This window comes from Aeromicrobium phoceense, assembly GCF_013868155.1.
GTDB classification, from domain to species: domain Bacteria; phylum Actinomycetota; class Actinomycetes; order Propionibacteriales; family Nocardioidaceae; genus Aeromicrobium; species Aeromicrobium phoceense.
Map to the genome: position 1 here is coordinate 1,668,386 of NZ_JACEOG010000001.1, position 17,942 is coordinate 1,686,327.

General features: G+C 71.7%; 14 protein-coding genes. 6 read left to right on the plus strand and 8 right to left on the minus strand.

What is annotated here, in order from left to right; all coding sequences use genetic code 11:
• Positions 1–10: 10 nt before the first annotated feature.
• A complete protein-coding gene (locus H1W00_RS08125) occupies positions 11–1,618 on the minus strand; it encodes an ABC transporter permease (RefSeq protein ID WP_181755241.1) in 1,608 nt (535 codons plus the stop codon).
• Positions 1,615–2,532: an ABC transporter ATP-binding protein gene (locus tag H1W00_RS08130; RefSeq protein ID WP_181755242.1), complete on the minus strand. Its 918-nt coding sequence runs from the start codon at positions 2,530–2,532 to the stop codon at positions 1,615–1,617. Before H1W00_RS08130 ends, H1W00_RS08125 begins: the two co-directional genes overlap by 4 nt.
• A 117-nt stretch (positions 2,533–2,649) precedes the next feature.
• Between H1W00_RS08130 and H1W00_RS08135 the strand changes: the two genes are divergently transcribed.
• Complete coding sequence (locus H1W00_RS08135; protein ID WP_181755243.1) at positions 2,650–3,867, plus strand: DUF6544 family protein; 1,218 nt, start codon at positions 2,650–2,652, stop codon at positions 3,865–3,867.
• Here H1W00_RS08135 and H1W00_RS08140 read toward each other — a convergent pair.
• Positions 3,758–4,099, minus strand: coding sequence for a YciI family protein (locus H1W00_RS08140; protein ID WP_181755244.1), 342 nt, complete (start codon positions 4,097–4,099; stop codon positions 3,758–3,760). The genes H1W00_RS08135 and H1W00_RS08140 overlap by 110 nt on opposite strands.
• 107 nt (positions 4,100–4,206) lie before the next feature.
• Between H1W00_RS08140 and H1W00_RS08145 the strand changes: the two genes are divergently transcribed.
• Complete coding sequence (locus tag H1W00_RS08145; RefSeq protein ID WP_181755245.1) at positions 4,207–4,683, plus strand: nucleoside deaminase; 477 nt, start codon at positions 4,207–4,209, stop codon at positions 4,681–4,683.
• A 14-nt stretch (positions 4,684–4,697) separates the two neighbouring features.
• Here the strand turns inward: H1W00_RS08145 and H1W00_RS08150 are convergent, their stop codons facing one another.
• From H1W00_RS08150 to H1W00_RS08165, 4 genes are read right to left on the minus strand one after another with little or no spacing between them, the layout of a single operon-like run.
• The gene (locus H1W00_RS08150; RefSeq protein ID WP_181755246.1) at positions 4,698–6,062 is read right to left on the minus strand and encodes an NAD(P)-binding protein; all 1,365 of its coding nucleotides are present in this window, start codon (positions 6,060–6,062) and stop codon (positions 4,698–4,700) included.
• Between the two features lie 42 nt (positions 6,063–6,104).
• Complete coding sequence (locus H1W00_RS08155; protein ID WP_181755247.1) at positions 6,105–7,355, minus strand: hypothetical protein; 1,251 nt, start codon at positions 7,353–7,355, stop codon at positions 6,105–6,107.
• A gap of 29 nt (positions 7,356–7,384) precedes the next feature.
• Positions 7,385–8,155 (minus strand): acyl-CoA thioesterase, encoded by a 771-nt coding sequence (locus tag H1W00_RS08160; protein WP_181755248.1) that lies wholly within the window; start codon positions 8,153–8,155, stop codon positions 7,385–7,387.
• Positions 8,152–9,513, minus strand: a complete 1,362-nt coding sequence (locus tag H1W00_RS08165; RefSeq protein WP_181755249.1) for an MFS transporter — start codon at positions 9,511–9,513, stop codon at positions 8,152–8,154. The genes H1W00_RS08160 and H1W00_RS08165 overlap by 4 nt, the downstream gene beginning before the upstream one ends.
• A gap of 54 nt (positions 9,514–9,567) precedes the next feature.
• Here H1W00_RS08165 and H1W00_RS08170 point away from each other — a divergent pair, with 54 nt between their 5' ends.
• The 3 genes from H1W00_RS08170 to H1W00_RS08180 are packed head-to-tail and all read left to right on the plus strand — an operon-like array spanning position 9,568 to position 12,385.
• Positions 9,568–10,065 carry a winged helix-turn-helix transcriptional regulator gene (locus H1W00_RS08170; protein WP_181755250.1) on the plus strand — a complete coding sequence of 166 codons (498 nt, stop codon included), beginning with the start codon at positions 9,568–9,570 and terminating at the stop codon, positions 10,063–10,065.
• Positions 10,066–10,091: 26 nt separating this feature from the next.
• Complete coding sequence (locus H1W00_RS08175; protein WP_181755251.1) at positions 10,092–10,754, plus strand: histidine phosphatase family protein; 663 nt, start codon at positions 10,092–10,094, stop codon at positions 10,752–10,754.
• Between the two features lie 53 nt (positions 10,755–10,807).
• Positions 10,808–12,385 carry an FMN-binding glutamate synthase family protein gene (locus tag H1W00_RS08180; protein WP_181755252.1) on the plus strand — a complete coding sequence of 526 codons (1,578 nt, stop codon included), beginning with the start codon at positions 10,808–10,810 and terminating at the stop codon, positions 12,383–12,385.
• A 133-nt stretch (positions 12,386–12,518) separates the two neighbouring features.
• Here H1W00_RS08180 and H1W00_RS08185 read toward each other — a convergent pair whose 3' ends face one another.
• Positions 12,519–14,198: a sigma-70 family RNA polymerase sigma factor gene (locus H1W00_RS08185; RefSeq protein ID WP_181755253.1), complete on the minus strand. Its 1,680-nt coding sequence runs from the start codon at positions 14,196–14,198 to the stop codon at positions 12,519–12,521.
• A gap of 217 nt (positions 14,199–14,415) precedes the next feature.
• Between H1W00_RS08185 and H1W00_RS08190 the strand changes: the two genes are divergently transcribed.
• Positions 14,416–17,934, plus strand: coding sequence for an SdrD B-like domain-containing protein (locus H1W00_RS08190; RefSeq protein WP_181755254.1), 3,519 nt, complete (start codon positions 14,416–14,418; stop codon positions 17,932–17,934).
• The last annotated feature ends 8 nt before the right edge of the window (positions 17,935–17,942 follow it).

Sequence of the window (17,942 nt, forward strand, 5' to 3'; positions counted from 1 at the left end):
GACTCTCCTGTCAGGTGCTGTCGATGTCACGCCGGCGGAAGCCGGCGAAGCCGATGGTGGTGAACACGGCGATGAAGCCGACGAGCCAGGCCAGGCCGCTCCACTCCGGCGACGCGGACGTCACGTCGGGCACGTGGCGCAGCGGGCTGATGTCGAGCACCCAGTCCCACAGGTTGAACGTCGGACCGAGGATCGTCAGGCCGAAGGTGGCCACCACGCCGAGCCAGCCGACGAGGCGCTTCGACGGCGCCGCGCCCACCACGGCGAGCGCGAGCGCGACCAGCACCCACACGCCCGGGATCGTCGCGGCGGCCTGCGCCACCACGTCGACGAACTCCACGGTCTCGTCCTCCGCCGAGGCGACGAGGCCGAGCGTGGTGCCCGCGACCAGCATCGCCACGGCCGTGGAGCCGAACGCCACGAGCGCGTTGCTGGCCAGGTAGGTCGGCCGCCGCAGCGGCGTGGCCAGCAGCGGGTCGACCCGGACGTCCGTCTCCTCGGCATGGATCCGCAGCACGACCTGCACGCCCATGGCGGCGGCGATGATCGCGATGATCTGCAGGATCGTCATGAGGAACGCGAAGGTCAGGCTGCCCACGCCGCTCGCGGCGAGCACGACGCCGACGGCCGGGTTCTCGGCGATGAGGTCGCCGATCGAGGTGGCGATGGTGCCGAAGAGCAGGCCCAGCCCGGCGAAGCCGATCAACCACGCGGCGAGCAGGCCACGGTGCAGCCTGAACGCCAGTCCCCACGCACTGCCGGCGAGCCCGGCGCGTGCCGGGCCGGGTCGGGTGGCGACCATGCCCTGGCCGAAGTCCCGGTGCCCCTGCAGGACGAACGCCGCCAGGACGAGAAGCACCGCGAAGGCCAGTGCCAGCAGCAGCGGCCACGGGTCGTTCTCCGTGGCGGGCCGGGTCTCCTCGAGCCACCCGAGCGGCGTGAGCCACGTGACCCAGTCGGGGAAGTCGCTCGAGTCGATGTAGCCGCGCAGGACGTAGAAGACGCCGAGCGTGCCCACCGCCATGCTGCTCGCCGTTCGCGCCTCGGAGGCGAGCTGCGACGTCACCGCCGCGACACCCGCGAACATCAGCGCCGATGCGGTGAAGCTGGCCGAGAGGATCAGGGTCGGCACCACGCCACCGCCGCAGAGCAGCGTGACGACGAAGCAGAACACGCCCAGTGCGACGGCGGCGACGGCGGCCATGAGCACGGCGACGGCGAGTCGCGAGTGGCGCGCGATCACCCCCGACGCGATGAGCTCCGCCTGACCGGAGTCCTCGTTGGCGCGGCTGTTGCGCACCACGATGAGGATCGCCATCAGCCCGGCGAAGAACGCGCCCAGCTGGCCGGCACGCCAGGCGTTGAACCCGTCGGCCGTCATCAGGTCGCGCGCCGGGCCGAAGACGAGCGACAGGGCGGGGTTCGATCCGAGCGTCGCCGCCAGCGCGCGACGGTCGTCGGCGTCGGGGAACACCCACGCGTAGGCCAGGATCGACGACGCCGACAGCACCGAGATCAGCACGACCCACGGCGCGATGAGGCGGGCGTCCTGGTGCAGCGAGACCTTCAGCAGCGGGCCGGTCCCGGTCAGCGGCGAGGCCCTGACGGCGGTCGTCATCGGGTGTCCTCGCCGGTGTCGCCGTACTGCCGCAGGAACAGGTCCTCGAGCGACGCGGGCGACACCGTCAGCGCCGTCATCCCGAGCTCGGTCAGTGCGGCCATCGCCTCGTTGATGCGGGCCGGCTCGACCGTGGCGGTCAGCCGCTGGTGCTCGTCGAGGTGCACGTCGTGGAGGACGCCGAGGCGCTCGTGCGGCACGCTCGAAAGCGTGGCGCTGATCGTGAGGCGCGTCTGCCCGCGGAGGTCGTCGAGCGTCCCGGTCTGGACCACCCGGCCGGCACGGATGATGCTCACGCGGTCGGCGAGCGCCTCGACCTCGCTCATGATGTGGCTCGACAGCAGGATCGTGCGGCCGCGCTCCTTCTCCTGCGCGATCTCGTCCTGGAACACCGCCTCCATGAGCGGGTCGAGGCCGGAGGTGGGCTCGTCGAGGATCAGCAGCTCGACGTCGGCCGCCCGCGCCGCCACGATCGCCACCTTCTGCCGGTTGCCCTTGGAGTACTGGCGCCCCTTCTTCGTGGGGTCCAGCTCGAAGCGCTCGAGCAGGTGCGCGCGTCGTCGCTCGTCCAGGCCGCCGCGCAGGTTGCCGAGCAGGTCGATCGCCTCGCCGCCCGACAGCCCCGGCCACAGCACGACGTCGCCGGGCACGTACGCGAGCCGGCGGTGCAGGGCGACCACGTCGCGCCACGGATCGCCGCCGAGCAGGCGCACGGTGCCCGAGCTCGCGCGCAGCAGGCCGAGCAGGACGCGGATCGTGGTGGACTTGCCGGCTCCGTTCGGGCCGAGGAAGCCGTGGACCTCACCGGTGGCGACGCTCAGGTCGAGTCCGTCGAGTGCCGGGAACGAGCCGAAGCGCTTGACGAGCCCGTCGACGACGATCGCCGGCTCTCCGGACGTGGGGGAGTGGGGCATCGGTCCTCCTCTCGTCCTCCCGTCGATCGTCGTGGACGGGAGCCCGGCTGTACAGGGTGCGCGATCGGTGGCGGGTGACCCGCTGCGGGAGGACAGTGGAGGAAGGGAGTGATCTCGATGACGAATCTCCTTCGGTGGACCGTCGTGGCGCTGGTGACCGTCCACGGCCTGATTCACCTCCTGGGGGCCGCCGAGAGATTCGGGTGGGCCGACGATCCCACCCTCGAGAAGTCCACCGGACTGGGGCTGCTGTGGCTCGTCGCCGCGGTGCTCCTGCTGGTCACGGCCCTGTTCGCAGCCCTGGGTCGGGTGGTGGGCTGGTGGCTGCTGGCGGTGGTCGCGGCGGTGGTCTCGCAGGTCGCGATCATGACGTCGTGGGACGTCTCGGGCTCCGGCACCGTGGTCAATGCCTTCCTGCTGGTGGTGGCCGCGTACTCGTTCCTGCTGCGTGGCCCGTTCAGCTTCCACGCGCAGTGGCACCACCAGGTGGAGGAGGCGCTCGCCCAGGCGGACTCCCTCGCTCCGGTGATCACGGAGGAGGATCTCGACGCGCTTCCCGCGCCCGTGGCGGCCTACGTCCGCAGCGCGGGTGCCGTCGGCCGGCCGCGCCCCACGAGCGTGCGGGCCGACTTCACCGGTCGCATCCGCACCGGCCCGGACGCTCCGTGGATGGGCTTCGCGGGAAAGCAGGTCAACACGTTCGGGGCCGACCCGCGCCGCATCTTCCTCATGGAGGCCAGTCGGTACGCGCTGCCGGTGCTCGTGCTGCACAGCTACGCCGGGGCGCGGGCGACGATGCGGGCCAAGGTGCTGTCGGTGGCCACGGTGCTCGACGCCTCAGGGCCCGAGCTCGACCAGGGGGAGACGGTCACGGTCTTCAACGACCTCGTGGTGCTGGCGCCGGGCGCGATCGTCGGGGCGCCGATCCGGTGGACGCAGATCGACGACCGTCAGGTGCGGGGCGTCTTCACGAACGGCCGGCAGATGGTGACGGCGGTGCTCACGTTCGACGGGGACCGGCTCGTCAGCTTCGTGTCCGAGGATCGCTTCCGGGCTTCGGACGACGGGACGGCGTTCGTCCCACAGACCTGGTCGACCCCGCTCGCCGGCCACACCGACGACGAGGGCCACCACGTGGTCTCCTCGGGAGTGGGTCGGTGGCGTGACCCGCGGGGCTGGTTCACCTACGTGGAGATGGAGTTCGAGGACGTCGACCTCGACCCGGTCAGGTCCGGGCGCTCGGCAGGAGCTCGCGCACCTCTTGGTCGCACCGGCAGGCCGCCGCGATCTCGGCGGCCCACTCCAGGGCCTCCTCGTACGTCCGCACCTCGATGAGCGCGAAGCCGGCGATGGCGCCGTTCGCGGAGGGCTCGGGACCGTCGACCAGGGTGCGCTCGGGCGTGACGACGGTGGCCTCGGAGTGGTTCTTCAGGCCGCCGCCGAGGATCCAGACGCCGGCGTCCTTGGCCTCGTCCACCACGGCGTGAGCGGCCTTCACCACGTCGGGCAGCTCGGCCTCGGGAACCCGCATCGCACCCTCGACGAACGAGATCAGAAATTTCGCCATCTCACGGTTCCTTCCGGGAGCCACGACCCGTCGGGCTGACAGGCACCTACTGGCCATTGTGGACCCGGAGGGACTCAGCGGCGTTGAACAGCGTTTACGCTCGCCCCATGACGGACCCGGAGGACGCGCGCTGGCTGAGCATGACGATCGATCTCGCCGTCGAGAACGTCGAGGCCGGAGGCGGTCCGTTCGCCGCCCTCCTGGTGCGTGACGGAGAGGTCGTCGCCACGGGCCAGAACCGGGTCACGCGCGACTTCGACCCCACCGCCCACGCCGAGGTCGTCGCCATCCGCGAGGCGGGCCGGGCGCTCGGCGACTTCTCCCTGGCCGGGCTCACGCTGTACGCGTCGTGCGAGCCGTGCCCCATGTGCCTCGCGGCGTCGCTGTGGGCACGCGTCGACCGGATCGTGTACGCCGCCGATCGGGACGACGCCGCCGACGGTGGCTTCGACGACCGGGAGTTCTACGAGCTGTTCGCCCGGGACCGGGCCACGTGGGGCATCCCGGTGGTCAGCGCACGCACGGAGGCCGCGTCGCGTCCGTTCGCGGCGTGGCTCGAGCGCGTCGATCGCGTGCGCTACTGAGCCGTCGGGCGTCGTCACACCAGTTGGGCGAGCCGCTGCATCCCCGGGACACCGTGGGCCGCGAGGCGCTCGCGCGCGTCGTCCAGGGCTGCTGACGAATACCCCTCGGGGATGCGCGCGGGGTTGAGGGCGACCCCGTTCGACCACGCCTTCACGTCGGCCTCCGAGGTCGCCGCGGCGGCGGAGCGGCCGCCCAGGACCGTCATCGCGATCCACTGCCGCATCGAGTCGCCGTAGGGCGTCGGGGCGCACAGGCGGTTCTTCGCTGCGTCGTCGTCGCGGGTCGCCTCGACGTAGCCGGCGAGCGCCGCGCCGAAGCACGGGAAGCCGGCGCGGATGGGCTGCAGCGTGATCGCGTCAGGGCCCCAGATCGGCACGAGCGGCGGGTACTTCAGGCCGTCCGCGGCGCAGTGGACGACCACGGCGTCGGGCGCCACCTGCACGGATGCATCGGCGAAGTCGAGGCGCCCGCGGCCGACCGATCTGAGGTGGCCGTGGCGGACGACGTGCTCGAGCGTGCGCAGCTGCTCCAGCTCCCACCGGCCCAGGGTGGGGCACTTCGCCATCGTGGGCGCCACGTCGCGGTCGATCCGCAGCATGATCCCGGCGTCCTCCAGGCGCAGGAAGAGGTCCTCGGGCGAGGCCGCCTCACGGGCGGTCTCCATGAGGTCGGCGACCATGCCCAGGAAGATCGCCGGCTCGGGCTGGATCACGGCACGGTCGAACAGCCAGGGATCGCGCGGACGCACCCACGTGATCCGATCGGGATCCACGCCGTGGGCCAGCAGCCAGATACAGGCGTCCGTCGCGGTCTTGCCCGCCCCGGCGATGACGTACTCGCTCGGCGCCTCCTTCAGGCGGGCGAGGTCGTTGACCGCGATCACGTGTGCTCCGTCCTCGACGGCGAAGGGTGGCGGCTGCTCCGCCGGGATGCTCGGGGCCAGGTAGTGGGCGTCGACGATCCGGCAGTTCTCGGGCACGCTGAACCGCTCACCGGAGACCAGCGACACCACCGTGCGGTCGCCGGCGTACTCGCAGCCGGACAGGAGCTCCACCCGGCCGGAGTCGGTCAGCGTCGTCAGCACCGACTCGAAGTAGCCGCAGATCTCGTTGCGGGTCGCGCGCTCCTGCAGGCCCCGCTCGGGTCCGCTCTCCTGGAGCCGCCCGCCGCCGAGCAGGGTGGACGCGACGCCGTAGAACGCGGAGGCCTGGTGCAGCCGGACGAACGGGTACGCCTCGAGCCAGTGACCGCCGGCGGCGTGCCGTCGGTCGACGAGGGCGACGCGGGCGTCAGCGTGGTCGACCAGGGCGTCGGTGAACGCCATCCCCATGGCGCCGGCGCCCACCACGAGGTAGTCCACGTCGAGCTGGGTGCTCATACGTTCACCGTGCGCCCGCGCGCGCGTGGCGTCAACGGCCCATCAGGACCTCCGGGTGATCCGGTAGTCCAGGACGAGGAAGCCGAACCCGAAGAGCCGGAACGCGTGCTCCGCGCGCAGGGCGCCGTCGCGGACGAAGACGTCGAGCTCCTCCTCGAAGCCCGGCACCGACAGGGTGGTCAGCTCGTCGGCGACGGTGTCGACGTAGGACAGGTAGTGCCCGGCCTGGCCGTCGTCGACGCGGCTGGTGAGGGCGAGGCCCCCGTCGGGTCGTGAGCGGGGACGCAGGGTGGCGGTGAAGCTGCCCTCGGGCAGGGGAAAGCCGACGCTGACGTAGCCCGCTCCCTCGTGCGCGTAGGTTGTGTAGATGCCGAGCATGATCGGCTCGTCGTCGTCGGCGAACGACCGGATCCAGCCGCGGACGGACACGGTGCCGTCCACGCCCGAGATCGTGTCGATGCGGCTGCGGATGCCGCGCTGGGCCTCGCGCTGGTTCATCGGCATGCTGGCCTGGCCCAGCGGCCGTGCGACCAGGCGGCGGTAGAGCAGGTAGCCGGGCCGGACCCACGCACGCCACCGCGGGACGATGTCGAGCGCGAACCGGGTGGTGTGCTCGTAGAACTCCCGCACGAGCGGATCGACGTGCTGCGGGTCGAAGTCGGGACCGGTCAGGGCATCGAGCGACGCGACGATGCCCGTGTCTGGGTGGTCCGCCGTGTAGGTCCCGCCGAGCTCCTCGGCGAGGGCCCGGACGTAGTCGGTGCCGACAAACCTCGACCGGGCAGGACGCGGGACCACGAACGGCAGGTCGGCGGCGCGGGCGCGCTCGGCCAGCAGGCTCACCTGCGGGTCGCGGAAGATCAGCGCCGAGAGGCTGCGCTGCGCCACGACCGTCACGGTGGCCGCCAGTGCCCCGGAGGCTCCTCCGCGGTGCAGGGCCTGGCCCACGGCGGCGCCGACCACGGGGCCCATCACCACCTTCTGCGGTCGCAGGCCGAGTGCGCCGATCGCGGCACCGGTGACCGTGCTGATCGCCCTCGGTCCGGCTCCCGCTCGCTCCGCGGTCCAGCCCAGCGGTGCGGCGAGCGCCGCGCTCACGGCGATCCGCTGCCACAGCGCGGGGATCTCGTCCTTGCCCTGGCGGGCGCGGGCCACGGCCTCGGACGCCGCCAGTGCTGCCCCTCCGGCCACCGAGGAGGCCACGACCGCATGAGTGCCACGCCGCGAGGCGAGGGCGGCCCCGGCAAGGCCTCCGACGATCGCGGCGAAGCCGACCGAGTCACGCGTGCTCACGCCCGCGAGCCTAGTGCGCGGCGGACCCGCTAGCGGAGGGTTCGCAGCTGCGACGAGGTCGCCAGCGGCACGCCGTCGGGGGTCCAGATGCGGATGTCCTCGGTGAGCCAGCCGTCGCCGCTCGCGTCGACCGTGGTGGAGTCGACGAGCACCCAGTCGACCTCCTCGGTGGCCACCTCGGGCGTGAACCGGACGGTGGTGCGCACGGTGGGGATCCGGCGCATCTCGCTGAGGACCGCCGCGAACGACGGGGCCAGGGCGTCGGAGAGGATGAGCAGCCGCTCCCACGGGTCCTCGACCCGCTCGTTGATGCGGATCCACGCGCTCAGGTTGGGCTCCGACGAGCCGGAGAACGGCAGGGGAGCGGTGGCGGGCCGGATCTCGATCCGGGTGCTGATGGGCACGAACTCGGGCGGCACCACGAAGCGTCGCGCCTCCTCGAGCGGGAAGTCCACGACGGGTGGGCGCCCCGGATCCGTCGGCACGTCCGGACGGCGCGGAGCCGCGAGCACCGCGGTGGCCACCGCTGCGGTCTTGCCGCCTGACGTGGCCGTCGCGCTGGCGAGCTTCGTGGAGCGCCCGTCGTGCGTCAGCTCGGGCCGCACCCGAAGGCGCTCGGTGACGGGTCGCACGACGTGCGCCGTCAGCTCGATGGGGACGAGGTCGGGCGACGCCACCGCGCGCATCTCGCGGAGCATGATCGCTGCGACGACCCCGCCCTGGAGACCGCCGAACCCGTTGAACGGCTGGAGGTCGATGTCGTGCGCGCCGTCGAGGACGTCGGCGATCACGGCGGTCATCGCGCGGACCGTCCGATCGCGGTGAGGCTCGCCGCGAGGGCGAAGCCGGCGGTCATCCACCAGGCGACCGCGAAGGCGTCGGCACCCGCCGGTTGCGCCGTGAGGACCGCGACGAGGGCGGCGACGCCCACCGCGATGCCGACCTGGCGCGCGGTCTGCAGGACGGCCGAGCCGGTGCTGCTCTGGTCCGGTGGCAGCGCGCTGCAGCCCAGCACCATGGACGACGGAACGACCAGTCCGACGCCGACGCCGGTGAGCAGCATGCCGGGAAGGATCGTCGCGGCGTACGAGGTGGAGGGGCCGGCGAGCACCGCCCACGACGCCACGCCCACGGCGAACACGACCGTGCCGAGCGCGATCGCCGCCCTCGGGCCGATCGTCGACACGAACCGGGCGCCGTACACCGCCACGAAGGGCACCAGGAGCGGGCCCGGCGCGATGCCCAGGCCGGTCTGGAGCGCGGAGAGGCCCCACACGTCCTGCAGCCACAGCACGACGGACAGCAGCATGGCGCCGAACACCACGTGGAACGCCAGGAGGGTGAGGCTCATCGAGGCGAAGTGAGGTGCCCGGAGCAGTGTGAGGCTCACGATCGGGTCTGCGGACCGCGCCACGGCCCACGCGTTGAGCGCGATCCCGAGCACCACGATCGCGGCGACCGTCAGGGTCCGCGTGGAGGTCCAGCCCCACTCGGAGCCGTCGACCAGGAGGAGGACGAGAGTGGCGACGGTGGCCACCAGCAGCAGCGCTCCGATGAGGCCGGGGCGCCGCCCGGGATGCCCGGTGGTGGCGGGCAGCAGGCGCCAGCCCACGACCGCAGCGGTGATGCCCAGCGGGACGTTGACCAGGAAGATCCACCGCCAGTCGACCTGCACGAGGACGCCACCGACCACGGGACCGAGCGCGGCGCCGACGCCGCCGAGACCGGCCCACAGCCGCACCGCGCCCGCGCGGCTCTCGGCCGGGAAGGAGGTCAGCACCAGGCCCAGCGATGAGGGAATCATCAGGGCCGCGCCCGCGGCCTGCACGATCCGGAACGCCACGAGCGTGCCGAGGTCGGGGCTGAACGCGCACGCGGCGGACGCGAGCGTGAACACCAGGAGGCCGGCCAGGAACCCGTTCTTGCTGCCGATGACGTCGCTGATCCGCCCGGCCGGCACGAGCAGCGCGGCGAAGGTGATCGCGTAGGCGTTCAGGATCCACGACAGGTTCGCGAGCTCGCTCTCGCCGATCGAGGCGGCGATGTCGTTCAGCGCGACGTTGACGATGAACAGGTCGAACCCCGACAGGAGGACGCCGACGGCGACGACCGCCATCACAGCGCGAGGCGAGGCGGTCCGCGTGGTCAGTTGTGTCACGAAACGGACTGTAGACCTAGTGCGTTGCGTGACGCAACCGACTAGTCTGGGGTCATGCGCCGCAGCAGCTTCTCCGAGATGAACTGTTCGATCGCCCAGAGCCTCGAGGTGATCGGCGAGTGGTGGACCCCGCTCATCCTGCGCGATGCGCTCATGGGCGTGACCCGGTTCGAGCAGTTCCAGTCGCGCCTGGGGATTGCCCGGAACGTCCTGTCCGCGCGGCTCCAGACGCTCGTGGAGCACGGGATCCTCGAGGAGGTGCAGTACTCGGAGCGGCCGCCGCGGTTCGAGTACGTGCTCACGCAGAAGGGTCGCGACCTGTGGCCCGTCCTCACGATGCTGCGCCAGTGGGGCGACCGGTGGCTCGCTCCCGAGGGCGCTCCCGTGGAGATCGTCCATGCGACCTGCGGCCACGTCGCCCACGCCGAGCTCACGTGTTCCGACTGTGGCGAGCGTCTGCGCGGGCGTGACCTCGAGCTGCGCCACGGGCCCGGGGCACCTGACGGCGGCATCGTTCCGGAGCACGTCGACAGCGGCCGCGCGGCCGTCTAGCTCAGGGCGGATGACAGGGTGGAGCCATGCGACTCCTGCTGCTGCGCCACGGCCAGACGCCGTCCAACGTGCGCGGACTGCTCGACACCGCGGCGCCGGGTGCCGAGCTGACCCCGTTGGGAATCCGTCAGGCCGAGGCCGTCCCGGATGCCCTCGGTGAGCGAGCGATCGACGCCGTTTTCGTCTCGAACCTGCGGCGCACGACCCTGACGGCCACGCCGCTGGCGGCGGCCAGGTCGCTCGAGCCGACCTCGCTGGAGGGCCTGCGTGAGATCGGCGCGGGCGACCTCGAGATGGCCGGTCACCACGACGCCCACCTGACCTACCTCCACACGGCCTTCGCCTGGGCGCGGGGACGGCTGGCGGCGCGGATGCCCGGCGGCGAGGACGGGCACGAGTTCCTCGACCGCTACGACGCCGCGATCGCCGACATCGCGCAATCGGGCGCCGAGACGGTGCTGGCCGTGTCGCACGGTGCCGCCATCCGCGCGTGGACCAGCGCGAGGGTGGGTGGGATCGACGTCGATTTCGTCGAGCGCTCGCCGCTGCCGAACACGGGCCTGGTCGAGGTCCAGGGCGATCCGCGGAACGGATGGACCCTCGTGGGCTGGCCCGAGGGTCCCGTGGGCGGCGCCCACCTCGACGTCCGGCAGGACGACCCGACCGGCGAGCCCGTCGACGAGGACTGACGCCGCTTCCCGGTCGAGTCGACAGCGGGCACGCGGGGGGTTAGACCTGAGGGATGGAACCAGTCACACGGGCGGGTGCGGGTCTCGCGGGGCTGGCGGCCGCCGCTCTCGGCGGCGTGGTCGCCTACGACCTCACGCAGAAGAAGCACGCGATCCTGCGCAACTTCCCCGTCCTCGGACACTTCCGCTACTGGGTCGAGACGGTCGGTCCCGAGCTGCGCCAGTACATCGTCACGAGCAACGACGAGGAGCGCCCGTTCTCGCGTGACCAGCGGCGCTGGGTCTACGCCAGCGCCAAGGGCGAGAACAGCTACTTCGGGTTCGGCACCGACAACGACATCGAGCGCGTCGTCGGCTACCCGATCATCAAGCACCGCACGTTCTCCGGCCCCGGCGCCACCACCGCGCCGCACGGCAGCGAGGGGATGCCGCTGCCCTCCGCGAAGGTGCTCGGTGGGCCACGCGGCCGGCGGCACGCCTTCCGTCCCGCCTCGGTGGTCAACATCTCGGGGATGAGCTTCGGCGCCCTCTCCGCACCCGCCATCCAGGCGCTCAACGCGGGCGCGGCCATCGCCGGGTGCATGCAGAACACGGGGGAGGGGTCGATCGCGCCGGCGCACCGCCACGGCGGCGACCTCGTCTTCCAGATCGGCACCGCCTACTTCGGCTGCCGCGACGAGCACGGGCGGTTCGACCTCGGCCGGCTCGTCGACCTCGTGCAGTCGGCCCCGGTGCGCGCCATCGAGATCAAGCTCTCGCAGGGGGCCAAGCCCGGCCTCGGCGGCATGCTGCCGGGCGCGAAGGTCGACCGGACGATCGCCGAGATCCGCGGCATCCCCGAGGGGGTGGACTGCGCCTCGCCGAGCCGCCACACCGCCTTCGACGACGTGGACTCGATGCTCGACTTCGTCGAGCTCGTCGCTGACGCCACGGGACTCCCCGTGGGCATCAAGTCGGCGGTCGGGAACATGGAGTTCTGGGACGAGCTCATCGAGCTCATGGGACCCCGTGAGCGCGGGGTCGACTTCGTCAACATCGACGGCGGCGAGGGCGGCACGGGCGCGGCGCCGATGATCTTCGCGGACTCGGTCGCCTACCCGTTCCGGATCGCGTTCACCGAGGTCTACAAGCGCTTCGCGGTGGCGGGGCTGACCGACGACCTCACGTTCATCGGTGCGGGCAAGCTCGGCCTCACCGAGAACGCGCTGGTGGCCTTCGCGCTGGGCGCCGACATGGTCAACGTCGGGCGCGAGGCGATGCTGTCGATCGGCTGCATCCAGGCCCAGAAGTGCCACACCGACCACTGCCCGGTCGGCGTCGCGACGCAGAACCCGCGCTACACCCGCGGGCTGGACCCGACGTCGAAGAAGGACCGGCTCGCCAGCTACGTCCTGGCCCTGCGCCGCGACCTGCTCAAGGTCTCCGAGGCCGTCGGCGTGGTGCACCCGGGGATGATGACCGCCGACGACATCGACATCCTCGACGGCCAGCGCTCTTCGGAGTCCCTGCGCGACCTCTACGGCTACGAGAAGGGCTGGGGCGAGCTCGGCCCGAAGCTCCAGGAGGAGTTGATCGGCGTCATGGCCGCCCTGGGTGAGGACCAGCGGGAGGCGGGTCAGCCCCTCCGCTGACCCGGCCGACTCGGCGCGCTCACCCCCGACCCAACTTTTGTGACGCGATTCGCTCTGTTTGAGCTCTGACGGCCGAGCAGCGTCACAAAAGTGGGCGTGGGGCTTGGGGGCGACGCCGAGCTGCGGGCGCCGGTCAGAACTGGCGGGAGTCCGACGAGGCGTCGGGGTCGGCGTTGCCCGCGCCGCGGACGGTGACGGCTCCCGAGGGCTCGACGGCCATGAGCACGAGCTGCAGCGGCGTCACGGCCTGGCCCGGCTGGTACGTGTAGTCGCACGTCACCGTGTCGAAGAAGTAGGGGTCGCCGTTCGATCCGCCCTCCTCGATGGGGCCGCAGCTCCACCCGGCCGAGCGCCGCTCCACGAATCCCGTCACGTCGTTCATGGTCAGGTCGACGCTCAGCGTGAACGACTCGGCGGCGGCGCCCTCCTGCGCGGAGATCGGAACGGTCAGCTCCCAGTGGGAGTCCTCGCCCGTCGCCACCACGGTGGGCTCGCCGACGCCGAGGTCGACCGGCTCGACCGGCGGCTCCTCCGTGGGCTGGGGCTCCGTGGGCTGGGGCTCCGTCGGCTGGGGCTCCGTCGGCTGGGGCGAGGGCTCCGGCGTGGGCTCTGGCGTGGGCCCGGGGCTGGTCTCCGGCGCCGGCTCGTCCGAGGGAGGCGGATCGGTGGGCGCGGGCGTCGTCGGATCGTCGCCGGACGGCAGCGGCGTCACGCCGAGCGGCGTCGCGAGGAGTCCCAGGGGGCCGGCCAAGGTGGGTGCCGCAGGCTTCGGCTTCGCGGGACTCTCCTCGACGACCGATTCCAGGACCGGGGTGACGACCCGGGCCGCGGAAGGCTCGGCCGAGCTGCTGGTGAGCCACAGGGCGCCGGCCGCCACGACGGCGACGAAGCCTACGATCCCCGCGGCGACCGCGGCCACGGGTGCACCCGCGACGACTCCGCCGACGCTCGTGCCGACGCTTGTCCCCGCTCCGCCAGCAGCGCCGGACGACTGGCCCGAGGGCGGGGGAGAAGCGACAGCGCCAACCGACCACGGGAACCCACCCGCGGAGACGCCACCCGCGAGCACGAGGGGCCAGACGAAGGCGCCCAGCTTCGTGTTGAGCCGGTGGAGGTCGTCGTAGAGCGCGGCGCACTCGGCGCACTGGTTGAGGTGGAGGTGGACCTTCGCGGTCGCCCGCGAGGTCAGGCTGCCCCGGGCGAGGCGGCTGAGGCGTGCGCGCGTCCACGCGCAGTCGCCGTCGTCCGCGCGCGGAACGTGCTGGTCGAGGTACGCCACGCGCAGGCCCTCACGCGCGCGGTAGACGGTGCTCGAGACCGAGGCGACGGGGATCTCCAGCTCACGGGCGACCTCGGCCGGCTTGCTGCCCTGGACGTCGAGCTTCCACAGCAACTGCTGCCAGTTGTCCGGCAGCGAGCGCAGGGCGCGCGCCGCGCGGTCGGCGTCGACCTCGTCGAAGACCTCGGGCTCGACCTCGTCGGTCGAGTCGAGCAGCCACGGCTTGTCCGACGCCGCCTGCTCGCGGCCCGCCTGCCGACGGCGCTCGATGTTGAGGTTGCGGATGACCGTGTGGAGGTAAGGCCGGAAGCCCGACGTGGGGCCGCCGCCCTCGGTGATCTTGGTGATGACGCGCGCGAACGCCTCGGCGGCGAGGTCGTCGGCGTCGGTGTCCTGGCTGACGATCCTGGCCACGCGCAGCGCGTCCGCACGGTGGCGCTCGTACAGCTGCGCCATCGCGTGCTCGTCCCCGGACCGCACCCCTTCCACCAGCTCGGTGTCAGGTGGCGCGGCGAGCGTTTCCTGATCCGTCATCGCCTCGTGGAGCGGTCCGTGTCCCGGCCCTGCTCTGCCTCCCCTTCGGCCGCCACGTTACGACACCACCCGGAACAAATGTCTCGTTTCGTCCCAATGTGAACAGGGACACGTTGCGTGCTTCTTGGCGCGAGATTTTCGCTCCCGTCACTCCAGTACATGTTCAGACGTTCGCGTTCTCGGGGACGAGAAGCTCCACCACGAAGGAAACACATCGATGAGACGAACACTGTCGGCCGCTCGGGTCGCGGTCGTGGCGGCACTGGCGCTGCTGCTGACCGTGCTGGCACTTCCCGCGGTCGCCGCGACCTCGGGGATCACGTCGAACCTGTTGCTCAACGGCGCCACGTACCACGGCACCGAGGTCGTCAACGAGGGTGACGAGCTGACCCTGCGAGTGCAGTACGACACCCAGGTCCAGCCCGGCGCGACGGTGGACTTCGAGCTCGGTCCGAACGTGAAGGTCACCGGCGTCCCGGCCGCCAACACGGCGATCGAGTCGGTCCGCCAGGACGGCAACAAGGTCGCCATCACCTTCAAGGATCCGTGGCCGAGCGGCGTGAACCAGGGCGTCTTCGACCTGAAGTTCACCGTGAACCAGGTCGACGGCAGCGCCGAGGACACCATCGTCTGGAAGGTGGACGGCCAGGAGAGCTCGATCGAGGTCATCGTCCGCGACTCGGGCGACGAGTTCGCGAACGTCTCCGAGGGCTTCTCGAAGGGTGTCGCCCCGGGCAACCTCGAGAGCTTCGTGACGGTCGTCGACGGCCGGGTGAGGCTCAAGCCCGAGATCGTGGACCAGGACCTCACCTACACGCTGCGGGTCAACTCGCCCGAGGCGCGCGACGACTTCGAGATCGCCGACCGGCTGCCCGCGGGACTCGGCTACGTGGCCGGCTCCTTCGGCGGTCAGCTGACCAGCTGGGACGCCGCGGGACTGAACCGGAAGACCGCACCGTTCACCTTCGCCCCGACCGTCACCGGTCAGCAGTTCAGTGGCGACGTCGACCTGCCCGGCCCGTCGATCCTCGCGATCACCTACCGTGCCGAGGTCACCGACGTGGCGGCGATCGAGGCTCTCCTGCAGGCGCAGTACGACCGGCTCTCGGGCGGCTACGGCCAGTTCGAGACGGTGCTGACGAACACGGCGAGCTTCGGCTCGGCCTCGGTGGTGCGCGAGGCGGGCGTCCGCCTGCGGCACTCCGTGGCGAACCCGAACCCCGGACCCAACGTGGGAGCGCTCTTCGGCAAGACGGCCGCCTGGGGTACGAAGAACATCGTCACCGACGAGGCAGGCAACCTCACGCCTCCGGCCGACCTCACCTACACGCTCAAGGCCGACCTGCGCGGCTGGGACGGCAGCAACCCGAACAAGGTCCTGGGCCGCAACGTGGTCATCAGCGACACGCTGCCCACCCAGGCGTCGTGGCGCACCGACGCGGCCGACTTCCTCACCTCCACCGGCGTCACGCTGACGAAGGCCGAGACCTGCCCCACGAGCGCGGCGGCCTTCGCCGGTGACGCGTTCGTCGGCCAGTACTGCGTGGACGGACAGCGGCTGCTCGTCAACGTCGGCAAGGACGCGACCACGAACGCCTCGATCGCGGTGAAGGCGCAGCTCACCACCGTCGACGGCCTCGCCGTCGCCGGCAGCACGACCATCAAGGACGCGACGCCGTACCGCTGGCGCAACGTGGCCGACTTCCACTACCGCGACGGCAACCCGCACTCCGTGACGCGCGACGTCACGGTGGTCGCGCTGCCCGACACGACGGGCGGGGTCAACGACCCGAGCGTGTTCACCAAGACCGGCGCCGCGCGTCAGCAGTCGGTGGAGCCGGGCGAGTCGGTCACGGTCGACTACACGTTCACGGTCGCCGCGGGCAAGGGCATCGACGTCCGCCACAGCCGCATCGTCGATCACGTCGACACCGACGTGTACGACCTGGGCGACCTCTCCGGCGTGACGGTCAAGGGCACCTACGACGGCGTCGCGCTCGACGCCTCGCACTTCGAGCTCCGGACGAACGCCGACGACGACCTCGTCATCGAGCTGAGCAGCGCGGGCGACGCCGTCGTCAGCGCCCGCGGAGCCGACAAGCGCTTCCAGGTCACGATCGCGCTGACCACGAAGGAGTTCGTCGGCAAGGAGACGAAGACGATCCGGAACAAGGCCACGCTGTTCGGGCTGGACGGCGTCCCGCTGCACTGGTCCGACACCGTCAGCGAGGCCACGTCCTACGGCGACGAGGCGGAGGTCCGCAAGCGCATCTGGGACAACGTGGCGCAGGAGTGGACCGAGTCGATCGCGGCGCAGATGGACGGATCGGGCTCGCTGGTCCAGGACCGCTACGTCTACCGGATCGAGTTCATCCCTCACGGCAGCTACGACCAGGTCGCCATCCTGCCCGTCGTGGACGAGCTGCCCGGCGCGGTCGACTTCCTCGGGTTCGTCGACGAGGCAGATCGGGCCACCGGCGCCGATCCCAGCACCGGACCGGTCGACATCGGCGGCAACCTGGTCGCGGCGTACGACGCCGGCAGCGAGTCCGTCACGATCAGGCAGAAGGACGGCACCCGCCTGCAGGCGGGTGGCTCGCTCGCGGCCTACGTGGCCGTGAAGGTCAACGACGCCTCGGCCCCGATCGTCAACCGGATCGGCGACACGTTTGCCGAGATCGTGCCCCTGCGCTCGGTCTCCGTCGGCGACTTCGTGTGGGTGGACTCCGTCCGCGACGGTCGCCAGGACGACGGCGAGCCGGGCATCGAGGGCGTCGTCCTCGAGGTCGTCGGACCCGACGGCAAGCCGGTGGTGGACGTGTTCGGCCAGCCGGTCGGCCCCGTCACGACGGGTGCGGACGGTGCGTACACCTTCGACCGCCTGCCCGCGCTGACCGGCGACGGGACGTACACCGTCCGGATCGACCGCGACGCGTCGGCGGAGGCGCTGAAGCCCTATATGCCGACCAAGGCCGGCGAGGGCGACCGCGTGCTCGACTCGTCCACGTGGGAGGCCGCGACGGTCCCCGGCGAGCTGCAGCAGGACGGCGACCGTGACCCGACGCTCGACTTCGGGTTCGTGACGAAGTCGTACGCGATCGGCGACCGCGTCTGGATCGACACGGACAAGGACGGCATCCAGGGCTCCGGCGAGAAGTCGCTGCCCGGTGTCACCGTCGAGCTGCTCGACGAGGACGGCGCCGTCCTGGCGACCACCACGACGGACCGCGACGGCCGGTACGCGTTCGACGAGCTCGCGGCGGGCACCTACCGGGTGCGCTTCACGCTCACCCCCGAGCAGCAGCGGACGTACGAGTTCACGCAGCGGGACGCCGGGGGCGACGACGCCCTCGACTCCGATGCGGACCCGGCGAACGGCCTCACCGTGGTGATCGTCCTCGACGACTCGAACGCCGCCCTGCAGGGCGACTACGAGCACCGTGAGATCACCGCGACGCAGGGCATCGACCCCACGTGGGACGCCGGCGTCGTCGTGAAGACCCCGCCGACGGGCATCGGCACGGGGGAGGAGACGGGGGACCCGGAGGGTGACGACCCTGCGGTGTCCGACGGGTCGGGTTCTGGGGGATCCGACTCGAGCGAGCCCGCCGAGGCGTCGGACGGACAGCTGTCCAGGACCGGCACCAGCATCGGCCTCGGGCTCGTGGCGCTGATGCTCGCCCTCTTCGGGGCGGGCGGAGCGATCCTGTGGAGCGGACGGCGACGCACGCTGTAACGAGCGAG

Coding starts and splice junctions, on each gene's coding strand:
- H1W00_RS08140 (WP_181755244.1), bottom strand. CDS start 4,099: ATGGCGAAATTTCTGATCTCGTTCGTCGAGGGTGCGATGCGGGTTCCC.
- H1W00_RS08130 (WP_181755242.1), bottom strand. CDS start 2,532: ATGCCCCACTCCCCCACGTCCGGAGAGCCGGCGATCGTCGTCGACGGG.
- H1W00_RS08125 (WP_181755241.1), bottom strand. CDS start 1,618: ATGACGACCGCCGTCAGGGCCTCGCCGCTGACCGGGACCGGCCCGCTG.
- H1W00_RS08185 (WP_181755253.1), bottom strand. CDS start 14,198: ATGACGGATCAGGAAACGCTCGCCGCGCCACCTGACACCGAGCTGGTG.
- H1W00_RS08190 (WP_181755254.1), top strand. CDS start 14,416: ATGAGACGAACACTGTCGGCCGCTCGGGTCGCGGTCGTGGCGGCACTG.
- H1W00_RS08175 (WP_181755251.1), top strand. CDS start 10,092: ATGCGACTCCTGCTGCTGCGCCACGGCCAGACGCCGTCCAACGTGCGC.
- H1W00_RS08160 (WP_181755248.1), bottom strand. CDS start 8,155: ATGACCGCCGTGATCGCCGACGTCCTCGACGGCGCGCACGACATCGAC.
- H1W00_RS08180 (WP_181755252.1), top strand. CDS start 10,808: ATGGAACCAGTCACACGGGCGGGTGCGGGTCTCGCGGGGCTGGCGGCC.
- H1W00_RS08170 (WP_181755250.1), top strand. CDS start 9,568: ATGCGCCGCAGCAGCTTCTCCGAGATGAACTGTTCGATCGCCCAGAGC.
- H1W00_RS08150 (WP_181755246.1), bottom strand. CDS start 6,062: ATGAGCACCCAGCTCGACGTGGACTACCTCGTGGTGGGCGCCGGCGCC.
- H1W00_RS08135 (WP_181755243.1), top strand. CDS start 2,650: ATGACGAATCTCCTTCGGTGGACCGTCGTGGCGCTGGTGACCGTCCAC.
- H1W00_RS08145 (WP_181755245.1), top strand. CDS start 4,207: ATGACGGACCCGGAGGACGCGCGCTGGCTGAGCATGACGATCGATCTC.